This is a genomic window from Peptacetobacter sp. AB845 (assembly GCF_047528295.1).
GTDB lineage: Bacteria > Bacillota > Clostridia > Peptostreptococcales > Peptostreptococcaceae > Peptacetobacter.
The window spans coordinates 2,182,844-2,203,813 of record NZ_CP180001.1; the positions used below are offsets into that span (position 1 = coordinate 2,182,844).

A 20,970-nucleotide genomic window follows, 5' to 3' on the forward strand; every position below is an offset into this window, starting at 1 on the left:
TAGTAGAATTTACTAAAGAACTGTTTGAAACTCATGGAGTTAGTGATGATTTTTACAACGAATTATTAAATTATATAATGACATATATGTTTTCATATTATATCGACGATTAATTTTATCAATTTCAACCTTTTCTTACCTCAAAATATTGAAAAATAAAAAGCCTTCTACTATAACACTAGTTACTTTATATAGAAGGCTTTTTAATATATTTTAATAAAATATCTATTAATTATTTTATTACCCATTATACAATTTTATCGCATCAGTCGTCTTAATCTTTCTCTCAACAACCTCAGCAGACTTCTCTTTAACAACCTGAGTATACACAAGATCTATAATAAAGAACTGTGCCAGCTTTGAAGAAATCGAACCTGTCTCAAGTATACTCTCTCCAGAAAAATACCCTAGATTAACATCTGAAATATCTCTAAGCCTAGAGCCCTTATCCTCTGTAACAGAAATAACACTTGCTCCATTTGCCTTTGCAATACTCACAGCCTTAATAATCTCATCTGTTTCTCCAGAATGAGAAATTGCCACAACAACATCCTCTTCATTCATAAGCGATGCCATCATAATCATATTGTGACTGCTATCCATTGCCATACAGTTAAATCCTATTCTTGAAAACTTGTAATTGGAATCCTCTGCAGTCATACCAGAATATCCTATCCCAATAAAGAAAACTTTCTTGGCATTTATAATCATATCAGTAGATTTTTCAATATCATTTCCATCTATTATATTAAAAGTATTTTCTAATATTCTTATATTAGAATTAAATAATTTTCTGGCACTTTCCATAACACCTTCATCATTTTCTATACTTCTATTTATAATTTTTCTATTTTTTAATCCTGATATTTCCCGAGCTAATGTAACTTTAAAATCCTGTAGTCCGCTATAGCCCATTTTCTTAGAAAATCTAGTTATAGTGGCCTCTCCAATTCCACTTTCTTTTGATATTTGAGAAATCGACTTATAAAAAACATCTTCTATATTTTCCTTTATATACTCGATTAATACTTTATCAGATTTCGTTGCTTTAAAATTTGGTTCTTCAAGCTGTTTTAATATACTCATTTATTCCTCCACGTGTTTATTTAAAAAGTTGCGTAGAGCTCCTATCATACCTGCACTATTTTTCATATATGCAAATTCTATTCTTGTATTTTCATAAACTCTTCCAACTAATATTTTCTTTAATTCTTCATCTAAGATTGGTCTAATGTACTCTTCCTGAGCCATTATTCCTCCACCTAGAATTACAGTATCTGGATTTACAAGGTATGCTACATTAGAAATACCTAAAGCTAAAACTCTTATCATTTCTTTTAAAGATAGTATACATATCTCATCTCCAGCTTTTGCCTCTTCGAATATTATTTTACCATTTAAATCTTTATAGTCCATATTTTTTAATCTTGCTACCTTTTTTACAAGGCTAGAAGTTGAAGCTAAATCCTGGAATGAATTTCCTTCTATTATTGTATGTCCTATTTCTCCAGCACTATTGCAGCAACCATTGTGTATTTTACCATCTATTATTACTGCTCCTCCGATTCCCGTTCCTATAGTCATACATACAGATGTTTTACTTCCCTTTCCAGATCCTAACCATGCTTCTCCAAGTCCTGCACAGTTTACATCATTTTCAACTTCACAAGGTATATTGAATTCTTTTTCTATTTCTTTCTTAAATTCAAGTCCTGTATATCCTGGTATTATACTTTCTATAGCATATACGATTTTTCCTTCTTCTGGATCTACCATTCCTGCTGTAGATACACATATCCCTTTTATATCATCATTTTCTTCTATATATTTTCTACTTATATTTTTAGATTTTTCAAGAATTCCAGGTCCACCTTTTTCAAGAGCTTCAGTGTCCATCTCCTGTCTATCTAATATTTCTCCTAATTCATTAGCTAATCCGTATTTTATAGAAGTTCCGCCGATATCTATACAAACATATTTACTCATTTTGATTCCTCCGATTTATAAATCTTTAATATATTAACATATTATTTATTTTTCTTCAAGTTAAGTGCTTTCAATCAAAAAAGAGGCTAATTATAAAATAGCCTCCTTAATTATATTTCTATTAAACTATTTTATTATAACTTTGAAAATCGCTTTTTTTATTGAGCTTTTTTCTTCACCAGCTTTTAGCGCTGTCATATGTGCATCTTCAGGATAGCATACTAAAAAGTCTCCACTTCTAAGTACTACTTCTGAATTAACTGCATCTCCTTCTAATGGAAGAAAATCTCCTTCTTCCTGGAACTCTTTCTGTTCTAAGTTTTCTATGAAGTTAATAGCTATTCTTTCTTCTCCACTTAGCATCAGATGCACATCTATATATTTTCTATGAGCTTCCCAGAATCTTTCTTCTTTTACAGTTGTATCGTATCCAACTATATTTACAAAGAAATCATCTCCATCTATTACATGTGATCCTTTTTCAAAGTCTAAAAGATTGTTTTCTTTTGCGTATTCAAAGCATTTTTTTATATCTTCTGGTAAAACTGAATTTGTTTTATCATAGTTTATATTTCCAAAAATCATTTTATTTTCCTCCGTATAATTTTTTAGAGTAACCGCAATTGCGATTACTCTAAATTGTTAGATGATATAATTTAAATTATATAAACACTTTGGTTGGTTGCAATTTTATATAATTAATTTTTGCCGTAAAATACAGTTGTTTCTGCTTTTGCTTCTTTTCCATCTTTGTTAGTGAATTTACTTACTATTAATCCAACAACTACACATATAGCTATTGTTATTAAAGAGTATGCCCAGTAAGTAACTTCTGGAACAAAGTATTTTAAGTATACTACTACTATTGCTGATGCTATAAATCCTGCATAAGCACCTTTGCTATCTGCTTTTTTAGAGAATGCTCCAAGTATAAATACTCCAGCTAAAACTCCTAGAACAAGTCCCATAAAACTATTGAACCATTCATAAGCTGATTTTATATTTCCACTAGCAAGTACTATTGCTACTACTATTGAGAATATCCCAACACCTAGAGATACGTACTGTGCTATTTTTGTCTGTCTTTCCATTGGAATTTCTTTTTTAGATAATAATGCCTGTATATCTAAAACCCAACTTGTTGCAACTGAGTTTAATCCAGTTGATAAAGTTGACTGAGATGCTGCATATATTGCTGCTAAAAGTATTCCTGTTACACCTACTGGAAGCTCATAAGCTATATATGATGCAAATATCTGGTCCTGCTGAACAGTCTGAGCTAGTTCTGGGTTCTGTCCGTAGAATACGAATAAACAAGTTCCTATTAAATAGAATACTGTTGCTAATCCCATAGAAAGTACACCATTACCATAAGTCATTTTATTTAACTGTTTTATATCTGTTGTAGTTGTAAATCTCTGAACAACGTCCTGACTTGATACATAAGATGATAATGTATTAAGACCAGCACCAAAGAATATTATAAATGCACTTGTGTGTAAGAAGTTTGGATCAAATAATTTTTCATCAGGTAATAAGAATTTATGACCTGTTGTAAGAGTACTCATTACTTCTCCAAATCCACCGTTTATCTGGCTTATCATGTATATTAACGCACCACTTACACCTATTATAAGAACCATTCCCTGTATGAAATCTGTCCATAAAACGGCTTTTAAACCACCAGTGTAAGAGTATATTATTGCTATTATACCCATTACTACTATAAGAACATTTACATTTATACCTGTTAATGTTGAAAGTACTACAGATGGAAGGTACATTATTATTGACATACGTCCTATCTGATATATTATGAACATTAGAGCACCTAATATTCTAAGACCTTTGCTTTCATATCTCATTTCAAGATACTGATAAGCTGTATCTATTTCTAATCTACTGTATAGAGGAAGGAAATATCTTATAGTTAAAGGTATTGCTATAAACATACCTAACTGAGCAAACCATAAAATCCAGCTTCCTGCATATGAGTTCCCTGCTAGTGAAAGGAATGATATTGGACTTAGTAAAGTCGCAAATATTGAAACTGATGTAACCCACCAAGGTATTGTTCCATCACCTTTAAAGAATTCTTTCCCCTTCATCTCTTTTTTCGAGAAGAAAAGTCCTGCAAATAAAACCGCTAGTAAATAAACTACTAAAACGATTAAATCAATCATAGTAAATCCTACCATTATTTATAATCCTCCGTTGACTTATATATATAATCTATCCCTGTTTGTTACTTATTCATTAAAAATATTTTTTGTGTATTTCTTTAGCTCTTGCTGCCATTTCTGGAGTTGTTTTTTTCATTGGTTCTCTACAAAGACCAGCGTGTACTCCTTCTTCTTCTAACATAGCTTTTATTGTGTGATATAATCCGTTATCTAATATATCTGTTATTAAATCATTTGTTACATGCTGTATTTCTCTAGCTTCTTCTATTTTTCCAGCCTGAGCAAGTTCAAATATCTGTCTAGCTCTAACACCATTTACATTGAAAGTAGAACCTATCGCTCCGTCTACTCCTAAAACTGTAGCTGGTAACATCATTTCGTCGAATCCAGCAAATATTAATTTATTAGGGAATGCTTTTCTCATTCTTTCTAATAAGTAGAAGTCTGCTGCAGTGAATTTAACACCTATTATTTTTTCATTTTCGAATAATTCAGCGAACTGATCTAAACTCATGTTTACACCTGTTAAGAATGGTATAGAGTATATTATTAATCTGTTATCTACTGAGTTTATTATTGTGTTGTAGTAGTGTTTTATTTCTTCAAAATCGAATTTATAGTAGAATGGTGTAACTGCACTTATTGCATCGTATCCTAAATCTGTTGTGAATTTTGCAAGTTCTACAGCTTCTTTTAAGTTTACTGATCCAACCTGAGCTATTAATTTTATTTCGTCTTTAGCTTCATCTTTAGCTATTTCAAATATTCTTTTCTTTTCATCAGTTGAAAGCATGAAGTTTTCCCCTGTACTTCCACCAACATATAATCCATCAACTTTCATTTTATCTATATTGTGTCTTATTATTTCTCTTGTCCCCTGTTCGTTTACGTTTCCATTTTCATCAAAAGAAACTAATAATGCTGAATAAATACCTTTCATATCTGTTGTTTTCATTTTTCAATCCTCCAAAATTTTATAATTTATTTTATTTTTTTATTTACGCATCCTCTAAGGATGAAAGTTACATCTTAATTAACGTTTTCCCAAACGTCGCAATATTCTTTATTTTTAAATTAAAGAGTAAGTAATTCCTTACTCTTACCGCTATTTTATTGCATTTGCAAATTTAGCTGTTATTAACTGTGGTCTTGTTATCGCTGAACCAACTACTGCAGAAAATACATTATGTGCATATACTTCTTTTAAATCTTCAGGAGTATTTATTTTTCCTTCTGCTATAACTGGTACTTTTAAATCGCTAACAAGTCTATCTATTAATTCAAAATCAGGTCCTACTTTATTTACTGAATAATCTGTGTATCCTGCAAGTGTTGTAGAAACACAATCTACACCTAATTTTTCAGCTTCCATAGCTTCTTCATAAGTAGATATATCTGCCATAACTAGTACATTATTTTCTTTTATATATTTTATTAACTCAGCAAGATTTTCATCTCCTGGTCTTTTTCTATCTGTACAATCAAGAGCTATCATTTCACATTCTGTTGTTAAAAGCTCGTCTATTTCTTTTTTAGTAGGTGTTATATATATTTCTGAATCATCGTAATTTCTTTTTATTATTCCTATAACAGGAAGTCCTGTTACTCTTTTTATTTCTTTTATATCTTCAACACCCTGTGCTCTTATACCAGCAGCTCCACCTTCTTTTGCTGCATTTGCCATTCTTCCCATTATGAATGAGCTGTGAAGTGGTTCATCTGGTAATGCCTGACATGATACTATTAATTTTCCTTTTACTAAATCTAGCATCAATCTACCTCCTTTTGAAATTTTATTTCAACTTTTATTTTTCTAATATCGTTTTCAACAATTAAATTCTACCACGCATTTTCATTTTGTGCAATATATTTTCATAAATTATTTTAAATTTTGAAATAAAATTTCTTTTATACACCTTTTTCACTTTTTTTACCTGTTTAATCACTTTTCTTACAAAAAAATCACTGCAATTTTCATTTTTGCAGTGATTTTATAAAATTATTTTCATTTTTATCTTAGAAACTAATTTTCATTTTTTAATTTTTATATTTTGTATTTTATAATTTATTTTATCTAATATTTATTTTATTCTATCCAAATAAGTCATCTACATGTGGTGCTATCCTATACCCTATTTCTGTAAAGATTATAGTAGATATAGTTGCAATCACAAATGTTGTAAATGTTCCTGCAGTGATTGCCAAATCAATAGATGACATATTTTGCATCATTGATCCTGATATTGAAATAGCACTAAACTTAGCTACTAAACCAACTAAAAATCCAAATACTATACTAAAATGTAGTACAGTTTTTCTATTTTCAAATCTATAGTTTCTATATATATTTGCACCTACAAAAATCATAGCTATTGCAAATATACAGAATATAATCCGTATTAATAATTTTGTATCTGTAAATGTAGCACTATTGAATATACTAAATATAGATATAGATGATGAATCACCTATATGTACTATACCACCTGTGGCTATTGTAATTAAATATGCTGCAATCTGCATAATATATGCTCCTACAGCTCCACCTTTTGAATACTCAGATATTCCAAAATCATATAAAGCTGAGTTTTTTGTAAATACGACTATAACTGTTATAACAAGTACAATCAAAGAAATTTTTAAAAACTCTCTAATTGCATCTGATACTATATCTGTTGTGTAGTATTCTCCGTGGAATTCTTTTCTATAATTTAGAATAGCTGTTGTTAAAAATGCTATTAAAAATCCATTTCCAAATGCTGGGAAGAATTTATAGCCTATTGCTATATAATTATTTCCAAATCCAAATATATTTCCCATTCCAAGATTTATTCTTGTTGTACTAAATATTGATGTTATAGCCAATAACAATCCATACATAAACCCTACTTTTAAAGCTTCAATAATACATCTATCTATCGTTTCTATTTTTCTTCTATAGATAAATAAATTTGCCACAACTAAAGCTAATATCGGTATTAATAATAAGATTATTATACCTATATTCACAGTAGATGAAGAGAACATCATCATCCCATTACTTCTTATTCTAACTCCTACAAGATTTAGACCTAAAAGTATGCTAAACATATTAACATTTCCCATACCATCTAAAAACTGTCTCCGCACAGAACTTGCTATCACTGAAACAATAAGAAGTATAACAAAAGCTATACTTGCTACCTTTAGCGATTGATTTCCTTCTCTTCTTAGATTTATTTTGTCCTTAAAACCTTTCATATTTTCTTTTATATTCTCAAAATCTGGTTTCTTAAATTCAAATTTTGTGTCCATCTTTATCCACTCCTATTTCATTTTATAGTAATATAATACAACACAAAACTTAACTTTAGCTTAAAGATTTTATTTTAGTGAAGCCTTAAAAATTTCAAATACCTTTTGATAATCCTCTGAAAATGCACTATCCTTATTCCATAAGAATGTAAAATCATGGCTTACTTTAAAATCTTCTAACTCTATTTTTTTCAAATTTCCATTTTCAATTTCTTTTTCCACAGCAGATTTATAAAGGAAAGATATTCCACAATCCCGACATAGTAAATCTACTATTGTATGTATATTTTCAACTTCTATAGTTTTAGGAAAATCATCTACTGTAAGATTTTTAACAGCTAAGCTCTTAGTAAGTATTGCTCTTGTTCCTGAGCCATTTTCTCTTATAAGAAGTCTTTCATCTGTAAGGTCTTTTAAAACTTTTATCTCCTTTTGGAATTCATGATTTTTAGCAGCTACAGCTATATACTCCTCTGTTTTAAACACCCTAGTGTTATAATTATCTGCCTTAAAATAACCCTCTACAATTGCAAAATCTATACTTCCCTCATGAAGATATGAAAGTAGAGTTTGAGTATTTCCATATCTTACTTGAAAGTCCATATCTGGGTTTGATTTTATAAAATCTATTAAAGAAGGAATTATTGTATATCCTCCTATAGTCATTGTAACCCCAAATGTAAGGATTTTCTTTCCTATCATACTTTCTTTCATTCTGTTTTTCATTGTAGTTTCGTCATTTCTCATCGTTTCTAAAGTGGATCTAAGTATTTCTCCCGCTGGAGTAAGAGTTAATTTCTTTTTATCTCTTATAAATAATGGTGCTTCGTACTTTTCTTCAAGATATTTTATATGCTGAGATACAGCCGGCTGAGTCATACAAAGCGCTTCTGCAGCATGCGTAAAATTCATATATTCGCATACCTTTAAAAATGTTTCAATTCTAAAATCAAGCATATCGTGCCTCCAAAACTTTGTGCTTTCCTCTAACACATCTTATTTTCAAAAGATCCTTTTAACCTTATATAACATACTTTCCTATTATCCTATTTAGCTATCTTATTACTTTAGCCTATAAATTTATTTTATATTAATATTGATTTTTCTACCATAAAGAAGGCCAAACTTTTTACCATAATATATATTTATCCTAATATTATTATTCATAATTTTACAAAATGATTATTTAGGTTTATAGTTAAAGCATAGAAAGAACAAACGCAAAACAAAAGCTAATTAAAAAATTTAAAACACTTTAATTTTTAAAAGGAGGAACGTAATTATGTACGATATAGTAATAATAGGAGCAGGCCCAGCTGGTATAAGTGCTGGAGTATATGCTAAAAGCAGAGGTAAAAAAGTACTTATAATAGAAAAAGAAAAAATAGGCGGACTTATAGGAAAAGTTTCTACTGTAACTCATTACGCTGGAATAGTAAGTGGAGAAACAGGAGTTAGTTTCTCTAAACGATTAAAAGAACAGGCTGAAAACGCAGGAATAGAAATAGTTTATGAAGATGTAGCAAATGTAAATCTTAAAGGAGATGTTAAATTAGTATTCACTAATAATAATACTTATGAAGCTAAAAAAATAATAATCGCTAATGGTACAAGAGCAAGAAAACTTGGTATAGAAGGCGAATTAGAATTAGCTGGAAAAGGAATAGGCCTAAATGCTGCTAAAGACGGTAAAGATTATATAGGAAAAAATATATATGTTGTAGGTGGTGCAGATGGTGCCGTTAAAGAAGCACTTTATCTTGCACAGTTTGCTAAAACTGTTACAATAATACATTTTGAAGATTCTCTTGGATGTATAGCAGAATTTAGAGAAAAAATCAAAAAAACTAGCAATATAAAGGTAAGATTAGAATCAAGACTTCACGCTGTATATGGAAAGGAAAGAGTTGAGTCTCTTGATATATCAGATGAAAAAACTGGTAGCATAGAAACAATCTCAGACCCAGGATGCGGTATATTTGTCTACGCAGGTACTGTTCCTAACACAGAATTATATACTGAGTTAAAACTAGAAAATGGTTTTATACCAGTTAATGAAAATATGGAAACTGAAATAAAAGGTGTTTACGCAGTTGGTGATATAAGAGTTAAACCAGTTAGACAGGTTGCAACTGCTGTAGCAGACGGAACAATAGCTGCAATAAATGCATCAATGTAAAAAACAACTCATAAATGTAAGCTTTAGGAGGATTAATTTATATGAACTTTATAAAAGAAAAATGGAAGGGTCTTTTAATATGCTTAGCAATTTCTATCCCTTCAGTACTACTAGGAAAAAAATTCCCGATAATAGGAGGTCCGGTGTTCGCAATACTTATAGGTATGGTTCTTACAATATTTATAAAAAATAAAGAACCATACGAGCCTGGAATTAAATATACATCTAAAAAAATCTTACAGTATGCTGTAGTTCTTTTAGGATTCGGTATGAATCTTGAAGTAGTTATGGAAACAGGTAAACAGTCTTTACCTATAATAATCTGCACAATATCTACTTCACTTATAATTGCATATCTACTTCATAGAAAATTAGATATGCCTGAAAAAATCTCTACACTTATCGGTGTTGGATCTTCTATTTGCGGTGGTTCTGCAATAGCTGCCACTGCACCAGTTATAGATGCCAATGAAGAGGAAGTAGCTCAAGCAATATCAGTCATCTTCTTATTCAACGTGCTAGCAGCTTTAATATTCCCTAGTTTAGGTGCTCTTCTTGGCTTCTCTACAACATCTGGTGAAGCATTTGGAGTATTTGCTGGAACTGCAGTTAATGATACTTCTTCAGTAACAGCAGCTGCATCTACTTGGGATAGTATATACCAGTTAGGAAGCCGGACACTTGATAAAGCAGTAACTGTAAAATTAACTAGAACATTAGCAATTATACCAATAACTCTATTCCTAGCCTTTAGAAGAGCTAGAAAAGCAGAGATGGAAAATGGTAATAGTATACCACTAAAACAGGTATTCCCATTCTTTATACTGTTCTTTATAGGAGCAAGTATAATAACTACCGTAGCTACATCTGCTGGTGTATCTCCAGAATTCTTCCTACCATTTAAAGAGTTATCTAAATTCTTTATAATAATGGCTATGGCTGCAATAGGATTTAATACAGATATAGTTAAGTTAGTTAGAAGTGGCGGTAAACCAATACTTCTTGGAATGTCTTGCTGGATAGGTATAACAGTTGTTACATTAACACTACAGCACTTTATGCATATCTGGTAAATAAAATTGCCTCTAACCCCAATTTATTTTATTATACATATTTAAAAAAGCTGTCGTATGAATATTCATCGACAGCTTTTTTTGCTTTATTTATTAGAATTCTGCATTTTTTGGAGTTCTTGGGAATGGTATTACGTCTCTTATGTTTGACATACCAGTCATGTACATTATTATTCTTTCGAATCCTAGTCCGAAACCAGAGTGAGTAGCTGTTCCGTATTTTCTAAGTTCTAGGTACCACCAGTAATCTTCTTCGTTTAAGTTCATTTCCTGCATTCTTGCACGAAGTACGTCTTCTCTTTCTTCCCTCTGAGATCCTCCAACTATTTCTCCAACTCCTGGAACTAATAAGTCCATAGCTCTTACTGTTTTACCATCTTCATTCATTCTCATGTAGAATGCTTTTATATCTTTTGGATAGTCAGTAACGAATACTGGAGCTTTGTATATTTCTTCTGTTATATATCTTTCGTGTTCAGTCTGAAGGTCGCATCCCCATTCTACTGGGTTTTCGAATTCATGTCCTGATTCAAGTAGTAATTCTATAGCTTTTGTGTAAGTTATTCTTACGAAGTCAGAGTTTACTACGTTGTTTAATCTTTCTAATAATCCTTTGTCTATGAAACTATTGAAGAACTGCATTTCTTCTGGAGCATTTTCCATTACATAGTTTATTATGTATTTTATCATATCTTCTGCTAATTCCATGTTATCTTCAAGGTCAGCGAATACTATTTCAGGTTCTATCATCCAGAATTCAGATGCATGTCTACCAGTGTATGAGTTTTCTGCTCTGAATGTTGGTCCAAATGTATAAACATTTCTGAAAGCAAGAGCCATTATTTCAGCATTTAACTGTCCAGAAACAGTAAGGTTAGCTTCTTTACCGAAGAAGTCTTTAGAGTAGTCTATTTTTCCTTCTTCTGTTCTTGGAAGATTTTCCATATCTAAAGTAGTTAATCTGAACATTTCTCCAGCACCTTCACAGTCACTTCCTGTTATGATTGGAGAGTGAGCGTATACGAAGTTTCTTTCCTGGAAGAATTTATGTATAGCATAAGCTGCTAAAGATCTAACTCTGAATACTGCAGAGAAAGTATTACTTCTAGGTCTTAAGTGTGCTATTGTTCTTAAGTATTCTAATGTATGTCTTTTTTTCTGAAGTGGGTATGAGCTATCTGACATACCTTCTACTTCTACTTTTGTTGCGTGTATTTCTACTGGCTGTTTAGCACCTTCTGTTGATACTAATTCACCTTCTACAAGTATTGATGATGATATAGGTAATTTACCTATTTCTTTGAAGTTTTCTAATTTTTCATCTAATACTATCTGCATATTTTTGAAGAAACTTCCGTCATTTAATTCTATAAATCCGAAGTTTTTTGACATTCTTGATGTTCTTATCCATCCAGCAACTTTTACAGTCTGTCCAATGTGAGCTTCTTTGTTTCTATAAAGCTCTTTTATTTCTAAAAATTCTTTCTGCATATTTTTCTCCACCTTTTCTTTTTTAAAATAAAAAAACCTTTCAATCCCATAATAGGGACGAAAGGTATAATAATCAATTCGCGGTACCACCCTGATTGCCGATATTCTCGGCCACTCATAAAGCTTTTGCTTATGGAATATAACGGTTCCTACCGTCTGAGCCTACTAACAAATGCTTTCGGTCAGCTGCTCCAAGATGTTATTCAGTATAGACAATTAGCAATCGGACTCTCAGCAACGCCGACTCTCTGTAACTATTAGAAAATACCTACTCTTCTTTTCACTGCATTTAATATAAATATATATATACAATTCTTATTTCTAAAAATTGTGTTATCTATTTGCAATTATATCAGTAGTTTTTAATTTAGTCAAGAATTTTGAAACTTTTGATTCATTTACTTCACTTTATTTTTTTATTCGGCTTTTTCTTTATTTTTTCTTAATATTTAATCCCTTGTCTAAACCTCTTAAAAAATGTATAATCTTCCTTATAGCTTTTTAAAAATTATTTAAAACTTAAAATTTTTTGAAAGGAGTTAAAAAATATTGACTGGCAGACGTAAAAAAAAGAAAGTTTATTTAAATGTAGTTTTCACGCTAGTTTTAACCTATTTAATTATAAAACTGATAGATAACTACCAATATTTCTTTGGCATGCTTGATTTTCTTATTGGCTTACTTACACCTTTCGTCATAGCTTTTGTTTTGGCTTATATATTTAACCCAATTATAAAGTTTTTCGAAAAGAAATTTAAAGCCAAAAGAGGAGCTTCCCTATTTATAACTTACCGGGGACTTATTATAGTACTACTTTCTATACTTGTTATGACATTACCTGTAATAATAGAAAGTATTATAGATATAATCAACCATGCTCCAACATACTTCGCCGAAACAGAAGCTTTCTTAATAGATCTTTCAAAGCACTTAGAAAATATAGATGCAGCTACTATGCAGGAAATATGGGATAAAACTTCTAATATGCTACCTAATTTAAGTAGCCTATTTGTTGGATCTATAGGGGAAATATTTAAAAAGACATTCTCATTCGGTAAGTTTATATTTAACTTTGTATTGGCATTTATTATTTGCTTCTATATTCTTCTTGAAAAAGAAAAAATCTTTGATTTTCTAAAGAAGGTTATATATGTAGCATTAGGTGATAAAAAGGCTAGCTTTGTATTAGATGTTTCAAGAGACCTTAACGATAATGTAGGAAAATATTTCACTGGAAAGATATTTGACTCGATAATAGTTGGTGTACTTTCAGGAATAGGGCTTTTCATATTGAAGTCTAAGTATGCATTATTATTTGGTACATTGATGGGGCTTATGAATATGATTCCATATTTTGGTCCTGCAATAGGTATGACACCTGTTGTTTTAATAAACCTATTTACAGATCCTAAAATAGCTTTATTCTCTTTAATATACCTACTTGTAGTTCAGCAAGTTGAAGTTGCATTTATAGAGCCTAAGGTTGTTGGTGGACAGCTTGGACTAAGTCCATTCCTTACAATACTTGCAGTAACTGTAGGTGGTGGATTCTTTGGTATACCTGGTATGATTTTATCAACTCCTATAATGGGTGTTTTAAAGGTTTATATTACTGAATATGTAGAAAAAAAATCTCAGGAAATACAAATGAGTAATTTCGATAATCCAAGAGAACAAGAATAAAAATAAATTAATAAATATTTTAAAAGGGACCTTGCATAAGCATGAGTCCCTTTCTTATTTAACTATATCCGAAATATCGGTATTTTTAATATTTAATTATAATTTTATCACTAGGTTTTGTAGATTCTTTTTCGCCTACACCTACTATATAAATTTCTAAAGATTTATCTTGATTTTCACCTATTTCGCTTAGTCCTATTTCTAAAGTTGTATTAATCTTTCCTTCTTTTTCTTCAGACTGTGATACAGATTGTATAATATTATATTCTTCATCATCGTAATCTTTTACATATATATCGTATGATTTTATTCCTTCTAAAGAATCCCAACTAACTTCTAGCTTTATATTTTCTTCTCCAACCTCATAAGAATAATTTATATTTTTTATAGTGCTATTTTTAACACTTCTTTTCTTAACTGTAACTTTTATAATTCTTTCTTTTTCTCCACAAGATACAACTATCTTTTCGCTTCCTTCTCTTATAGCCGATATTTTTCCAGAACTAGATACTTTAGCTGCTCTATCAGAATTTTTCTTTTTATCAGCGTATCTATATTCTACTTTAGGAGGCTTTAATCCTTTTGGAGATGTTGTAACTTTTGGATTTATATTTGTTGTCTGGCCTTCTTCAAGTATAAATTCATTCGCAACCTCTAACTTAGATACTTTTGCTTCTATTTTTAATGGAATTTCTACTAGCTTATCACCACATTCTCCACTTATAGTTGCTGTTCCAACTCCTACAGCTTCTACTTTATCTCCATCTATCTTTAATATAGATTCGTCACTACTTAAATATTTTGCCTTATATGTATCCTTAAACTTTTGATAATCTGATATTGCAACGGAACTACTTATTGTAGCCTTGTCTCCAACATATTTTAATTCATCGCTTAAATCCATATCTAAGCTTTCAACATCTGGATTAACTACTTTTAGCATCGCCTTTTTTATAAGCCTATTCCCCTTCATAACAGCTACAGATGTATATCCTTCTTTTAATGCAGTTATTTTATTATCCTTTATCTCTATAATTCCATTGTCATCTAAAGCATTAAACCATAACTTAGGATCTTTTGCGTAACCTGGAATTTTAACATAATTTCCGGCAGATATTTCAACATCGTCTCCAAGTTTTATTATATATTTATCTAAGTCTTTTATGTAGTTTCCACCTATTATTTTAATCTCTACACCTTTAACTATAGGACTTATAACCCCTTTTGAAAACATAAAATACTGTCCAACTAGGAGAAGTGGTATTATAACTACTAACCGTATAAATCGTTTATTTTCTCTAAAACTTTTCATTTTCTCTCCTCCTTATCTTATATTTCCAAAATATTCTTAAAAGTAATATATCACTTTTTTTACTATCATTCAAATAATTCTGTATAATTTATACTATTTATTTTTCATCATAAAGAACTACTGCTAAAAAATCTAGCACATCATCACCTATATTTTCTATTGAATGTTTTGCTCCATCTGCTGTGTATATAACATCTCCTGCTTCTACTACAACTTCTTCTCCATTATCATTTACTAAGCCCTTGCCACTTAATATATAATACACTTCAAAATCATTTGTATGGTCATGTTCTCCTATTGAAGCTCCTTTTTCTAAAGCTATTCTACTAAATAATCTACCATGTCCTCTTAGTTCTTCTGGGCTTACAAGAGTAGTAAAATCTCCCTTTCCTTTACCACTCTGTACTCCTTCTCTAACCTGTGTAACTGTTTCTGATTTTTTTCTTATCATAAAAACACCCCTTTTATAATCTCTATTTTTATTAATTTTGTAAGTATACTTTTTATACTATATTAATTATTATTCTTTAAATCTTTTTTAATTCCTTCTAATATTTTTCAAAAATTAAAAAAAGCGAGGTAAGTGCACCTCGCCTTTTACTTATACTCATCTGTAAATTCTACATGATATTCTTTTATTAAATCTTCAAATAGTTTTATTTGTTTTTTATAAGAAAGTGTACTTTTTATCTCTTCTTTTACTTTATCAAAAGGCTCTACTTCAGTTCCAATTCTTTTTATTATGTGGTATCCATAAGAACTTTTTATAGGTTTTTCTATATACTCTCCTACATTTAACTTAGCAATTTTATTTTTTACATCTTCATCGCTAAAGTCCATCTCAAGGTCTCCTATTCCACCTGGAATAGTCCCTTTTATGTCCTCAGAGTACTCATTTTCTAGTTCCTCAAAATTGCAACCATCTTCTAATTTTTTATATATACTATAGGCTCTACTTTCAGCTTCTTTTATATCTTCTTTCGCTAATTTTTTGCCAGAACTATCTACTGTACTTATAAATATATCTCTGTATACTCCCACTCTGTATTTATCTTTATTGGAATTATAATATTTTTTAGCCTCAGAATCATCAACTTTAGTCTCTTCATCTAAATACTTATAGGCCTTTATAGTCTTTCTCATACTTCTCATAATTTTTTTATTTTCTTTATATTGCTTACTTCTTAAATCATTACCTGTTAAATTTAAATTCTCTGTTATGAAATTTTCTAAACTATGGTATGTGTCTCTTATCTCTTCTTTAGTAACATTGATATTCTCTTCTTTAGCTTTTCTATACAGTATATCTTCATATATTACATATTTAGACAATTCTTTTTTATAAATATCAGTGCCTAAATTTTTTATTATATTTTTTTTATCAAAATATAATATTTCTTCTGCCCTTTTCTCAACTTCATTGAATGTTATTTTTTCTCCATCGATATATGCAACTATATCTTTTGGATTATTCTCACTTTTTTTGGTATCGCTTTCTACAGGTCTTATATATACATAAAGCATTGTAAAAAATATTATTAGCAATACCAATATTATCAATGGTTTTGAATTGAGTAATTTTGATATATATTCTTTGATTTTAGAAAAAATATTTTTATTACCCATTATATTCCTCCAAATAATCAATCTCCTTAATTTATAATATAAATTATCCTTATGTATATAATATGAAACATTTATGAAAATGTTTTGAATTGACTATATCTTTACTTATTCTTTATTTTCTTTAATGCATAAGGAAGTGAAACTATACATCCAACCAGTGCGTCTATCATGTCCATAACTGTATCAGTAAGTCCACCTACTTGAGTATGTGTATGCATTATATGGTCCATACTAAATTCTCCTATTTCCCAAAGAGATGCAATTCCCATACTAAACATGAACATAAACATAGCTATAAATATTATGTTCATTTTGCTTATTTGTTCCTCTGTATTAAAATATTTAATAAATGTATAAGCTGCTGTAACTGTCAACAAACCAGATGTTACATGTAAAAAGTCATCATAGTGAGGTATATCATAGAATCCATATCCAGATCCTAAAACAGATGCTATACAAGCATACCACATAAATACACTGTAAAGTCCATCACTCAATAGTTTTGGAAGTCTTTTATTTATTTGATATAATACTACAGTAAGTATCAAACAAAATACAGATACTGAAATTCCCATACTATCCTTTATATATAGGAAGTATCCTAGAGAACCTATAAAGAATATAGTTAAAATTATTGTTGTTATTTTTTTCAATCCAAATTTTTTACTATCCATTTTAATGCCCCCTAACCTTAAATTAGCATCTATTTTTTTAGTTTAGCCAATGCATCGGCAAACGGATTATTAAAGTTTTCATTTTCTTTTTTATTTTGATTCTTTAAATACTTATTAATATCCTTTTTAGATGCTTTATTTTTTTCTTCTTTCTTTCTATTATTAAAAGCTGATAGTTTTTCTCTGTATCCACATGAACAAATAAATATTTTATTTTCTCCTTCACCTCTAAGCTCTAATTTTTTATGACACTCTGGACATCTAGCATTTGTTGTTTGAGATAGCATTTTTTTACTATTGCATTCTCTATTTTCACAAACTAGCATTTTTCCTCTTTTTGTCTTTACTTCTAGCATATAATGTCCACATTCTGGACATTTATTTCTAGTTAGGTTATCGTGTTTAAACTGACTATCGCTATTTTTTATATCATCTATAGCTTTTTTAGAATAATCTTTTATCTCATTCATAAAAGCATTTTTATTTAATTTATTTTCTGATATTTTTTGAAGCTTTCTCTCCCATTCAGATGTCATCTCAGCACTTTTTAGCTTTTCTGGAACTAAACCTAAAAGCTGCTTTCCTTTAGATGTAATCATTATTTCTTTGTCCTTTTTCTCTAATAAAAACGAAGAAAATAATTTATCTATTATATCCGCTCTAGTTGCAACTGTCCCAAGATTATTTTTTTCCATTAATGTTAAAAGAGTTGCTTCATTTAATCTAGCAGGAGGATTTGTTTTTCCCTCTGTTTTTGATACAGACTCAACTTTTAAATTTTCCCCTTCTTTAAAAGCTGCAACTGATGAATATATATCATCATCTTGATTTGAGTAAAGTTCTTTCCAACCTAGTTTTTTTATATTTTTAAACTTAGTGCTAAATTTTTCTCCAGCAATTTCACACTCTATACTAGTTTCATCATATTCCTCAGGGTCATAAAGTACTGATAGAAATCTTTTAACAACTAAATCATATATATTCCTTTCTTTAGCTGTTAAATCGTTTAAAAATGCTCTCTCTTCCGTTGGAATTATTGCATAGTGTTCTACTACCTTTGAATCGTCTACAAAGCTTTTAGATACTTTTATATTTCTTTTTATAATATCACTTGCTATCTTTTTATAATCTCCTATATTTACAGCCTTTACTCTATCCTTTAAAGTGTCTACTATATCACTAGATATATATCTAGTGTCTGTTCTTGGATATGTAAGAAGCTTATGTCTTTCATATAGGCTCTGAACTGTAGATAGAGTCTCTTTTGCAGAATATCCATATATCTTATTTGCATCCCTCTGTATCTCATTTAAATCATAAAGTTGAGGAGAATAATTCTTCTTAGTTTTTACAGAGTATTTTTTTACTTCTGCTTCTTTTACTTTTATTTTATTTATAACTTTATCTGCTATATCCTCATCAAATACATATGTGTTTCCTTTGTTATTTTTCCAGTTTAATTTTATAATATTTCCGGCTTTATTTACTTTTATCTCTACTCCATAAAATTTCTTCGGCTCAAAGTTTTTTATTTCTTCTTCTCTTTTCATTACCATATTAAGAGTAGGTGTCTGAACTCTACCACAAGATAGCTGTGCATTGTATTTTACCGTAAGAGCTCTTGTTGCATTTATTCCTATTATCCAGTCTGCCTCTGCTCTTGCAAGTGCTGAATCATAAAGTCTATCGTATTTTTTAGATGATTCTAGCTTTGTAAAACCTTCTTTTATTGCTTTATCTGTATTTGAAGAAATCCACAACCTTTTCATAGGCTTTTTAACTCCAGATTTTTCTATAATCCATCTTGCAACTAGCTCTCCTTCTCTTCCTGCATCTGTAGCAATTACTATTTCAGATACATCTTTTCTTTCCAAAAGAGATTTTACCTTTTGATACTGCTTGCCACTCTTTTTTATTACTACAGTTTTTAAATACTTTGGAATTATCGGCAAATCTTCCATATTCCAATCTTTATATTTTGAATTGTATCCTTCTGGATCTGTAAGCGTAACAAGGTGACCAAGCGCCCACGTTACTATATATTTATCTCCCTCTATATATCCATTTTTTTCATTTTTACATTTAAGTACATTCGCTATATCCTTTCCAACAGATGGTTTTTCTGCAAGTACTAGTATTTTTCCCATAAAAATTACCTCTCATAAATTTTCTTTGTACTGAATATTATAATACTATTCTATCTAATAATCGATACATCTTTTTAATTTATAAGAGGTTTTCTGTATTTTCTCTTTTATTATTTAATTTTAAATCTAAATTTTTATAATTTTTTTATTTTAAATTCATTCTAATTTTACATTAATTTGTATAGAACTATGTTAGATAGCGCCATAACTATTATAGACATTATAAGGTTATTTTGAAATACTAACATACAAATTATCATTCCTATTATTTGAAGAACTGCAAATATTATCGCTATGGCTATTATATTCGCTGCTGTCTCCCTTTTATTCTCTTTATCATTATACATATCTGTCACCATTTTTATATTCGCCATCAGTAATTTAACTTGCCTATAATAATTTTTATAAATTACCTAGCTCTCCCTTCTATCAAATTTTACAATCAATTTTATTTATAACTTTTTATCTCTCATTTTATTATTTATAATTATAGAGTAATATACTAAAGATAAAGTTCATTAAAACTAAATTTTTTCTAAATATTATCTTTTATTTGTATAAATATTAATTCTTTTAGATTTCTTTTACAATACATTTTGTATGAACTGTAGTTTTTAGTGCTTAAATGGTAATTTAAAACGATATAATTTGCAAAATAAAAAGAACCATAGCAAGACCATAGTTCTATATATAAAAAGAAAGGAACACCTATAAGGCATCCCTTCCCTCTGATATGATTTATATATTGATTGTAAAATTGAGAGGACTAATTTATTTTATTCTTTCCATGTATCCACTTGGATGGAAGAAGAATACCTGTCTATTTCTACTGTTTACAAAGTATCCCATATCTCCTTCTTCATCTGGTAAGAATACGAAACCTTTTAATTTTTTAGCCTGTAAAGCATCAAAATCTTTTTCAGTTCCCATGTATATATATTTAACACTATTGTCCATTTTGTTTAATATATTTAAAGCCTGTTTTTTGTTTATTAACTTGTTGGCTTTTTTAGCTTTTTTATTAACCACAGTTGTTGTAACTACTTTGCTTGATTTTGTTGCTGCTGATACTGTTCCAACTGTTGGTGCTATCATTCCTCCAACTAATACTGCACAAAGTGTAGCTATCATTATTGTTCTTGTAGTTTTTTTCATATCGATCACTCCTTTATTTGTGACATCTATATATAATTGCATTTTGGGTTAGCTTTTATAATTTCGTCATTTAAAAATTTATTTGTCTTAATTTATTTTTATTTATCTTGTTATACTTATTTTACCACCAAAAAGTACAAAAAAAGATTACACCTCTGTCATTTTGA

19 protein-coding genes and 1 other annotated feature are annotated in these 20,970 nt (G+C 29.6%); of the genes, 3 read left to right on the forward strand and 16 right to left on the reverse strand.

Annotation, left to right across the window (positions count from 1 at the left end; translation table 11 throughout):
* Nucleotides 1-240 precede the first annotated feature (240 nt).
* From ACK2WO_RS10340 to ACK2WO_RS10375, 8 genes are all read right to left on the reverse strand, one after another.
* On the reverse strand, nt 241-1,086 hold the full coding sequence (locus tag ACK2WO_RS10340; protein ID WP_414697785.1) for a MurR/RpiR family transcriptional regulator: 846 nt from the start codon (nt 1,084-1,086) through the stop codon (nt 241-243).
* Nucleotides 1,087-1,986, reverse strand: coding sequence for an ROK family protein (locus tag ACK2WO_RS10345; protein ID WP_414697786.1), 900 nt, complete (start codon nt 1,984-1,986; stop codon nt 1,087-1,089).
* Between the two features lie 126 nt (nt 1,987-2,112).
* Nucleotides 2,113-2,571 (reverse strand): YhcH/YjgK/YiaL family protein, encoded by a 459-nt coding sequence (locus ACK2WO_RS10350; RefSeq protein WP_178411872.1) that lies wholly within the window; start codon nt 2,569-2,571, stop codon nt 2,113-2,115.
* Between the two features lie 113 nt (nt 2,572-2,684).
* The gene (locus tag ACK2WO_RS10355; protein WP_414697787.1) at nt 2,685-4,184 is read right to left on the reverse strand and encodes a sodium:solute symporter; all 1,500 of its coding nucleotides are present in this window, start codon (nt 4,182-4,184) and stop codon (nt 2,685-2,687) included.
* 58 nt (nt 4,185-4,242) lie between these two features.
* The gene (locus ACK2WO_RS10360) at nt 4,243-5,124 is read right to left on the reverse strand and encodes an N-acetylneuraminate lyase (RefSeq protein WP_040410204.1); all 882 of its coding nucleotides are present in this window, start codon (nt 5,122-5,124) and stop codon (nt 4,243-4,245) included.
* Between the two features lie 150 nt (nt 5,125-5,274).
* Complete coding sequence (locus tag ACK2WO_RS10365) at nt 5,275-5,940, reverse strand: putative N-acetylmannosamine-6-phosphate 2-epimerase (RefSeq protein ID WP_178411870.1); 666 nt, start codon at nt 5,938-5,940, stop codon at nt 5,275-5,277.
* 320 nt (nt 5,941-6,260) lie between these two features.
* The gene (locus tag ACK2WO_RS10370) at nt 6,261-7,463 is read right to left on the reverse strand and encodes a hypothetical protein (RefSeq protein ID WP_414697788.1); all 1,203 of its coding nucleotides are present in this window, start codon (nt 7,461-7,463) and stop codon (nt 6,261-6,263) included.
* Nucleotides 7,464-7,532: 69 nt separating this feature from the next.
* Complete coding sequence (locus ACK2WO_RS10375) at nt 7,533-8,420, reverse strand: LysR substrate-binding domain-containing protein (protein ID WP_414697789.1); 888 nt, start codon at nt 8,418-8,420, stop codon at nt 7,533-7,535.
* A gap of 325 nt (nt 8,421-8,745) precedes the next feature.
* On the opposite strand from ACK2WO_RS10375, the gene ACK2WO_RS10380 reads away from it, so the two are divergent.
* Nucleotides 8,746-9,642: an NAD(P)/FAD-dependent oxidoreductase gene (locus ACK2WO_RS10380; RefSeq protein WP_414697790.1), complete on the forward strand. Its 897-nt coding sequence runs from the start codon at nt 8,746-8,748 to the stop codon at nt 9,640-9,642.
* A gap of 41 nt (nt 9,643-9,683) precedes the next feature.
* Nucleotides 9,684-10,715 (forward strand): YeiH family protein, encoded by a 1,032-nt coding sequence (locus ACK2WO_RS10385; RefSeq protein WP_414697791.1) that lies wholly within the window; start codon nt 9,684-9,686, stop codon nt 10,713-10,715.
* 93 nt (nt 10,716-10,808) lie between these two features.
* Here the strand turns inward: ACK2WO_RS10385 and asnS are convergent, their stop codons facing one another.
* The gene (gene asnS, locus ACK2WO_RS10390) at nt 10,809-12,206 is read right to left on the reverse strand and encodes an asparagine--tRNA ligase (RefSeq protein ID WP_178411458.1); all 1,398 of its coding nucleotides are present in this window, start codon (nt 12,204-12,206) and stop codon (nt 10,809-10,811) included.
* 50 nt (nt 12,207-12,256) lie between these two features.
* Nucleotides 12,257-12,499, reverse strand: a binding site (T-box leader).
* 256 nt (nt 12,500-12,755) lie between these two features.
* Here asnS and ACK2WO_RS10395 point away from each other — a divergent pair.
* Nucleotides 12,756-13,889 (forward strand): AI-2E family transporter, encoded by a 1,134-nt coding sequence (locus tag ACK2WO_RS10395; RefSeq protein WP_414697792.1) that lies wholly within the window; start codon nt 12,756-12,758, stop codon nt 13,887-13,889.
* An 85-nt stretch (nt 13,890-13,974) separates the two neighbouring features.
* Here the strand turns inward: ACK2WO_RS10395 and ACK2WO_RS10400 are convergent, their stop codons facing one another.
* The 7 genes from ACK2WO_RS10400 to ACK2WO_RS10430 all read right to left on the reverse strand — a co-directional run bounded on the left by ACK2WO_RS10400 (nt 13,975) and on the right by ACK2WO_RS10430 (nt 20,803).
* Nucleotides 13,975-15,201: a hypothetical protein gene (locus ACK2WO_RS10400; RefSeq protein WP_414697793.1), complete on the reverse strand. Its 1,227-nt coding sequence runs from the start codon at nt 15,199-15,201 to the stop codon at nt 13,975-13,977.
* Nucleotides 15,202-15,298: 97 nt separating this feature from the next.
* Nucleotides 15,299-15,652, reverse strand: a complete 354-nt coding sequence (locus ACK2WO_RS10405; RefSeq protein ID WP_414697794.1) for a cupin domain-containing protein — start codon at nt 15,650-15,652, stop codon at nt 15,299-15,301.
* Nucleotides 15,653-15,798: 146 nt separating this feature from the next.
* Entirely contained in the window at nt 15,799-16,827 is a 1,029-nt protein-coding gene (locus ACK2WO_RS10410) for a peptidyl-prolyl cis-trans isomerase (protein ID WP_414697795.1), read from the reverse strand.
* A 101-nt stretch (nt 16,828-16,928) separates the two neighbouring features.
* Entirely contained in the window at nt 16,929-17,501 is a 573-nt protein-coding gene (locus ACK2WO_RS10415; protein ID WP_414697796.1) for a hypothetical protein, read from the reverse strand.
* A 29-nt stretch (nt 17,502-17,530) separates the two neighbouring features.
* The gene (locus ACK2WO_RS10420; protein WP_414697797.1) at nt 17,531-19,648 is read right to left on the reverse strand and encodes a DNA topoisomerase III; all 2,118 of its coding nucleotides are present in this window, start codon (nt 19,646-19,648) and stop codon (nt 17,531-17,533) included.
* Nucleotides 19,649-19,815: 167 nt separating this feature from the next.
* A complete protein-coding gene (locus tag ACK2WO_RS10425; protein ID WP_414697798.1) occupies nt 19,816-20,007 on the reverse strand; it encodes a hypothetical protein in 192 nt (63 codons plus the stop codon).
* Nucleotides 20,008-20,419: 412 nt separating this feature from the next.
* Nucleotides 20,420-20,803 (reverse strand): hypothetical protein, encoded by a 384-nt coding sequence (locus ACK2WO_RS10430; RefSeq protein ID WP_178411204.1) that lies wholly within the window; start codon nt 20,801-20,803, stop codon nt 20,420-20,422.
* Nucleotides 20,804-20,970: the final 167 nt, after the last annotated feature.

Bases quoted from the DNA above. Each gene is read 5' to 3' on its own strand.
- ACK2WO_RS10340 (WP_414697785.1), bottom strand. From the start codon at position 1,086: ATGAGTATATTAAAACAGCTTGAAGAACCAAATTTTAAAGCAACGAAA.
- ACK2WO_RS10345 (WP_414697786.1), bottom strand. From the start codon at position 1,986: ATGAGTAAATATGTTTGTATAGATATCGGCGGAACTTCTATAAAATAC.
- ACK2WO_RS10350 (WP_178411872.1), bottom strand. From the start codon at position 2,571: ATGATTTTTGGAAATATAAACTATGATAAAACAAATTCAGTTTTACCA.
- ACK2WO_RS10355 (WP_414697787.1), bottom strand. From the start codon at position 4,184: ATGGTAGGATTTACTATGATTGATTTAATCGTTTTAGTAGTTTATTTA.
- ACK2WO_RS10360 (WP_040410204.1), bottom strand. From the start codon at position 5,124: ATGAAAACAACAGATATGAAAGGTATTTATTCAGCATTATTAGTTTCT.
- ACK2WO_RS10365 (WP_178411870.1), bottom strand. From the start codon at position 5,940: ATGCTAGATTTAGTAAAAGGAAAATTAATAGTATCATGTCAGGCATTA.
- ACK2WO_RS10370 (WP_414697788.1), bottom strand. From the start codon at position 7,463: ATGGACACAAAATTTGAATTTAAGAAACCAGATTTTGAGAATATAAAA.
- ACK2WO_RS10375 (WP_414697789.1), bottom strand. From the start codon at position 8,420: ATGCTTGATTTTAGAATTGAAACATTTTTAAAGGTATGCGAATATATG.
- ACK2WO_RS10380 (WP_414697790.1), top strand. From the start codon at position 8,746: ATGTACGATATAGTAATAATAGGAGCAGGCCCAGCTGGTATAAGTGCT.
- ACK2WO_RS10385 (WP_414697791.1), top strand. From the start codon at position 9,684: ATGAACTTTATAAAAGAAAAATGGAAGGGTCTTTTAATATGCTTAGCA.
- asnS (WP_178411458.1), bottom strand. From the start codon at position 12,206: ATGCAGAAAGAATTTTTAGAAATAAAAGAGCTTTATAGAAACAAAGAA.
- ACK2WO_RS10400 (WP_414697793.1), bottom strand. From the start codon at position 15,201: ATGAAAAGTTTTAGAGAAAATAAACGATTTATACGGTTAGTAGTTATA.
- ACK2WO_RS10405 (WP_414697794.1), bottom strand. From the start codon at position 15,652: ATGATAAGAAAAAAATCAGAAACAGTTACACAGGTTAGAGAAGGAGTA.
- ACK2WO_RS10410 (WP_414697795.1), bottom strand. From the start codon at position 16,827: ATGGGTAATAAAAATATTTTTTCTAAAATCAAAGAATATATATCAAAA.
- ACK2WO_RS10415 (WP_414697796.1), bottom strand. From the start codon at position 17,501: ATGGATAGTAAAAAATTTGGATTGAAAAAAATAACAACAATAATTTTA.
- ACK2WO_RS10420 (WP_414697797.1), bottom strand. From the start codon at position 19,648: ATGGGAAAAATACTAGTACTTGCAGAAAAACCATCTGTTGGAAAGGAT.
- ACK2WO_RS10425 (WP_414697798.1), bottom strand. From the start codon at position 20,007: ATGGTGACAGATATGTATAATGATAAAGAGAATAAAAGGGAGACAGCA.
- ACK2WO_RS10430 (WP_178411204.1), bottom strand. From the start codon at position 20,803: ATGAAAAAAACTACAAGAACAATAATGATAGCTACACTTTGTGCAGTA.